This is a genomic window from Streptomyces sp. adm13(2018) (assembly GCF_008042145.1).
In the GTDB taxonomy this organism is placed as follows: Bacteria; Actinomycetota; Actinomycetes; order Streptomycetales; family Streptomycetaceae; genus Streptomyces.
In genome coordinates, this window is sequence record NZ_RDBH01000050.1 from 1 (window position 1) to 4,981 (window position 4,981).

General features: G+C 73.4%; 5 protein-coding genes. 2 read left to right on the top strand and 3 right to left on the bottom strand.

Going from position 1 to position 4,981, the window contains the following annotated elements:
- Positions 1-69: 69 nt before the first annotated feature.
- Together EAO70_RS04075 and EAO70_RS04080 are read right to left on the bottom strand one after the other, a co-directional pair.
- Entirely contained in the window at positions 70-507 is a 438-nt protein-coding gene (locus EAO70_RS04075; RefSeq protein ID WP_148001643.1) for a hypothetical protein, read from the bottom strand.
- Positions 504-1,967 (bottom strand): APC family permease, encoded by a 1,464-nt coding sequence (locus tag EAO70_RS04080; protein WP_148001644.1) that lies wholly within the window; start codon positions 1,965-1,967, stop codon positions 504-506. Before EAO70_RS04080 ends, EAO70_RS04075 begins: the two co-directional genes overlap by 4 nt.
- A gap of 257 nt (positions 1,968-2,224) precedes the next feature.
- On the opposite strand from EAO70_RS04080, the gene EAO70_RS38820 reads away from it, so the two are divergent.
- Positions 2,225-2,350 (top strand): hypothetical protein, encoded by a 126-nt coding sequence (locus EAO70_RS38820; protein ID WP_261992649.1) that lies wholly within the window; start codon positions 2,225-2,227, stop codon positions 2,348-2,350.
- Positions 2,351-2,353: 3 nt separating this feature from the next.
- Here EAO70_RS38820 and EAO70_RS04090 read toward each other — a convergent pair whose 3' ends face one another.
- The gene (locus EAO70_RS04090) at positions 2,354-3,316 is read right to left on the bottom strand and encodes a GlxA family transcriptional regulator (RefSeq protein ID WP_148001645.1); all 963 of its coding nucleotides are present in this window, start codon (positions 3,314-3,316) and stop codon (positions 2,354-2,356) included.
- A 259-nt stretch (positions 3,317-3,575) separates the two neighbouring features.
- Here EAO70_RS04090 and EAO70_RS04095 point away from each other — a divergent pair, with 259 nt between their 5' ends.
- Positions 3,576-4,934: an NAD(P)/FAD-dependent oxidoreductase gene (locus tag EAO70_RS04095; protein ID WP_148001646.1), complete on the top strand. Its 1,359-nt coding sequence runs from the start codon at positions 3,576-3,578 to the stop codon at positions 4,932-4,934.
- Positions 4,935-4,981 lie beyond the last annotated feature (47 nt).

Below are 4,981 nucleotides of genomic sequence, written 5' to 3' on the forward strand. Positions count from 1 at the left end.
GCGGGAGGGGCCCCCGGCCGCCGAATGGCCGGGGGCCCCTCCCGCTGCCTGCCCCGCCACCCCCGTCCCTCAGCGCCGTACGGTGTCGTCCGTCCTGAGGTCGTCCACGGCGTCGTCGAAGTCGTCGACCTGGTCCGGGCAGTAGACCTGGAGGACGATCCGCTCGGCCTGGACGGCCTTGGAGTCGGTGATGACGGGCCGCATCCCGGGGCCGGTGGCGCCGTTGGCCTGCTGGATCTTCCACAGGGCCGTCTTCAGGGCGTTGTCCGGGTCGTCGCAGACCGGCCCGCCGTCGGTGCCGAGCACCCGCTGGACGGTGTCGGTGTCGGGCGACGGGTACCCGGCCTTCACCAGGGCCTCCTGGAGCTGCCTGGCCTTGGACGCGGTCCGGTTGTTCGTCTTCACGGCCTCGTACCGGACGATGCCGGTGACGACGAGGCCGACGAGGATCACGATCGCGCCCCAGTAGATCCACTTGTGCTCGGAGGCGAAGCGGGTGGGGCTCATGCCTGCTCTCCCTCGCTCGGGGCGGTGGCGGGGGTCGTCTTCCAGCTGGGCTTGCGGAACCTCAGGAAGGCCCAGGGGATGAGCAGACCGAGGATGACGAGGCCGCCGCCGACGATGGCGATGTACGACCAGACGCTGCCGCTGCCGAACTGCGAGCTGGGCACGAAGCCGATGCACAGCGCGGCGAGCGAGGCGAGCAGACCGACGACGCACAGGACGCCCAGCGCCGGCGCGCGGTAGCCGCGGGGATGGTCGGGCTGCGTCTTCCGCAGCCGCATGGCCGCGGCGAACATCAGCAGGTAGACGATCAGGTACACCTGCGTGGTGATGACCGAGAAGATCCAGTAGACGCTGGAGACGTTCGGGAGCAGCGCGTAGCCGAGGGCGATGATCGTGGTGACGACACCCTGGGTGACCAGGATGTTCTGCTGGATGCCGTTCTTGTTGAGCTTCTGCAGGAACGGCGGCAGGTAGCCCTCCTGGCGGGAGATCTCCAGCAGGCCCTTCGAGGGGCCCGCGAGCCAGGTGAGCATGCCGCCGAGGGAGGCGGACACCAGGGCGACGGCGGCGATCGGGGTGAGCCAGCCGATGTCGAAGTACGAGAAGAAGGCGTCGAACGCCTGCATCACGCCCGCCGTGAGGCTGAGCTGGTCGGCGGGGACGACCCAGCTGATGGCGAGCGCCGGCAGGATGAAGATCAGCAGGACCAGGCCCATCGCCAGGAACATCGACCGCGGGTACTCCTTCGCCGGGTTCTTCAGCGAGGAGACGTGCACGGCGTTCATCTCCATGCCGGAGTACGACAGGAAGTTGTTGACGATCAGGACGAGGCTGGCGAGGCCCGTCCACTGCGGGAACAGGTTCGCGCCGGTCATCGGGGCGGCCGACGGGTTGCCCTGCCCGAGGAAGACCATGCCGAGGACGACCAGCAGGGTGCCGGGGATCAGGGTGCCGATGATCAGGCCCCAACTGGCGAGTCCGGCCAGTGCCTTCGTACCGCGCGAGGAGATCCACACGCCGGTCCAGTAGAGGACCATGATCACGATCGCGGTGTACGGGCCGTTGGAGGCGAGCGCCGGATCGATGATGAAGGCGATGGTCGACGCGACGAACCCGAGCAGGCTCGGATAGTAGAAGATCGTCATCGCGAACTGGCACCACACGGCGAGGAATCCGAGCGGCTTCGACAGCCCCTCGGACACCCAGCGGTACACCCCGCCGTTCCAGCCGGAGGCCAGCTCGGCGGAGACCAGGGCGGTCGGCAGCAGGAACACGATCGCCGGGACGAGATAGAGGAACACGCAGGCCAGGCCGTAGACGGCCATGGTCGGCGCGGCCCGCAGACTGGCGACCGAGGCGGTGGTCATCAGAGCGAGCGTCACCCAGGTGAGGGTCGTGGGCGCGGGGCGGGCCGCCGTCCGCGGCCTGGGCACCTCGGCCGGTGTGTCGATGCTGCTCACGGAAGCCCTCCCTCGGGTCGCACGATGAGCCCAAGATCGGCCGCGCGGGGGCCGCCCACAAGCGGAGCGGGCCCGGACGGGGGACGGCGGTGGCGGCTGCCGGTGCCGAACGGCTGTGGTCGGGGAAGGTCGATTCGCTCTTGAACTTAGTTCAATTCTGCCTCTGCAGTTCTCGTCATCGCCCCAATTGAACAAAGTGCAAGTCCGTCCGCGCCGCCTTCCGGCGCAAGGGCGATGCCGAACTCCTCCGGGTCGACGTGCCCGCCTTCCTCGCGGCGGCCGAGGGCGCCTTCCCGGCCTGGACCCGCACCCTCCAGAACGTCCGCCACACCGTGGTCTTCGCCGGCTCGGCCCTGGCCCTGACGGCCGCGGCACTCGTCTGAACCTCAGACGGTGGGCGTACGGGTGAAGGAGCGCCGGTACGACCGGGGCGGTACGCCGCGGCGCCGGACGAACTGGGCGCGCAGCACCGCGGCGCTGCCGAAGCCGACGGCGCGGGCGATCTCCTCGACGGGCAGGTCCGTGGTCTCCAGGAGCTCCTCGGCCCGGCTCAGACGCAGCGAGAGCAGCCAGGCGTGCGGGGTGGTGCCGGTGGACGCGGCGAACCGGCGCGCGAAGGAACGGCGGCTCATCAGCGCCCTGCGGGCCAGCTCCGCGACGGGCAGCGGCTCGTGGAGGTGCTCCCGGGCCCAGGTGAGGACGTCGGTGAGACGCTCGTCCCGGCTGTCCTCGGGTACGGGCGTGGCGAGGTACTGGGCCTGGCCGCCGTCCCGGTGGGAGGGCAGCACCAGGTCCCGGGCGATGGCGTTGGCGGTGGTGGCCCCGTACTCCCGGCGCAGCAGGTGCAGGCAGAGGTCGAAGCCCGCGGCGGCGCCCGCGCCGGTGACGACGGCGCCCTGGTCCACGTAGAGGGCGTCGGGTTCGACGGTGACCTCCGGATGGCGCTCGGCCAGGAGCCCGGCGAACCGCCAGTGCGTGGTCGCGCGCCGGCCGTCGAGGAGCCCGGCCGCGGCGAGCGCGAACGCGCCGACGCAGTGCGCCGCGACGAGCGCCCCGCGCGCGTGCGCGGCGGTCAGCGCGTCGAGCACGGCGGGCCCCGGGGGCGTGCGGAACTCCGCCCAGGGCAGGGCGATCACCAGGTCGGCGGTGGCCAGCCGGTCCAGTCCGTGCTCCACGACGAGGGGCAGTCCGACGTCGGTACGGACGTGTCCGGGCCGGTCGGTGCAGAGCGCGAAGTCGAAGAGCGGAAGTCCCCCGCCGCGCGCGTCGAACACCTCGGAGACGATGCCCGCGCCGAGCATGCCGACCCCGTGCGGGGCGTAGGCGGCGACGGTGACGAAGGGCGGCATGCGCCGAGTCTGGCACGGGGGTCCGTGCGGCACGTGGGGGCGGTCCAACCGGCCTCCGGGATGCCCGAGTCCGCCGTTCTCGTCGAGCCTAGGCACCGCTCCCCCGCCGTGCTCCCCCGTGCCGCACGCACCCCGGTGCGCGCGGCTGGCACGCGCGGGAGCGCTGCCTAGGCTCGACGAGAACGGCGGACTCGGGCATCCCGGAGGCCGGTTGGGGGCATAGGCCTCCCACCGGACGCGCCGACCTGGGGAGGGGCACGTGCTCAACAGCGCAGACAGCGCAAGGACCGCACAGCGTACGGACGTCGACGGCGCGCAGAGCGTCGACGTCGTCATCGTGGGAGCCGGGGTCGCGGGACTCGCCGCGGCGGGCCGGCTCACCGACGCCGGGCTCTCCGTGGCCGTCCTGGAGGCGGAACCCCGCATCGGGGGCCGGATGGCGACCGAGGCCGTCGACGGCTTCCGGCTCGACCGGGTCGGACCGCTGCTCACCTTGTCGTACGAGGAGCTCCGGAGCCTGCCGGGACTCGACGGCCTGGTGCTGCGGCCGTTCGCCCCGGGGGTGCTCGTGCACAGCGACGGCCGGTACGCGCGGTGGGGCGCGGCCCACCCCCGCCGGGCGGCCGTCGGGCCCCGGAACGCGGGGAACCGAAGCGTGGGGGGAGCGTTCAGTGTGGCGCGCGCCCTCGCGAGCGCCCCCCGGCATCCGGCCGCGTCGCTCGACCAGGCGCGGCTCGGCGCGTCCCTCGTACGGCTCGCGGCCACCCCGACGCAGCGGATCCTGGCCCGGCCCGAGCGGACCGCGCGCGAGGCACTGGCCTCACGGCTGCCCGCCAGGACCGTCCAGGGCGTGCTGCGGCCGCTGCTCGCGGCGCTCCTCGGCGATCCGGACCTCGGCATGTCGAGCCGGCGAGCGGACCTCGCGCTGCGCGCCTTCGCCCGGGGCCGGCTCGCGGTGCCCGAGGGCGGGGCGGCGGCGCTGCCTGAGCGGCTCGCGGCGGCGCTGCCGCCGGGCACGGTCCGGACCGGGGTCCGGGTCACCGACGCGTCGGTCTCCCGGGTGACGACGGCGGAGCACGGGGTGTTCCGGTGCCGGTCGGTCGTCCTCGCGACGGGGGCGCGGACGGCCGCCGAGCTGCTGCCCGGGCTGCGGACGCCGGACTTCCACGCGGTGACGGTGCTGCACCACACCGCGCCCGCCGCGCCGACGGCGGACCCGACCCTGCTCCTGGAGGCCGACCCGGGCGGTCCGGTGGCCCATACGGCGGTGATGAGCGCGGTCGACCCCGGACGGGCGCCGGAGGGCCGGACGCTGGTGACCTCGACGATCCTGGGCACGCCGCCGGACGACACGGAACGGCGGGTCCGCAAGCACCTGGCCACGCTGTACGGCCAGTCGACGGACGAGTGGGAACTCCTGGACATGCGCCACACGCCGGACGCGGTACCGGCGATGCCGCCCCCGCACGACGCGCACCGCTCGGTCCGCCTGCTGGCGGGCCTGTACGTCTGCGGCGACCACCGGGCGACGAGCACCCCCCAAGGCGCCCTACGCTCAGCCCACCGAGCGGCCCACGCCCTCCTGAGGGACCTGGGCGTGGGCCGCTCGGTGGGCTGAGCGTAGGGCGCCTTGGGGGGTGCTCGTCGCCCGGTGGTCGCCGCAGA

Excerpts from the sequence above, each read along its gene's own strand:
- EAO70_RS04075 (WP_148001643.1), bottom strand. The coding sequence starts at position 507 with ATGAGCCCCACCCGCTTCGCCTCCGAGCACAAGTGGATCTACTGGGGC.
- EAO70_RS04090 (WP_148001645.1), bottom strand. The coding sequence starts at position 3,316 with ATGCCGCCCTTCGTCACCGTCGCCGCCTACGCCCCGCACGGGGTCGGC.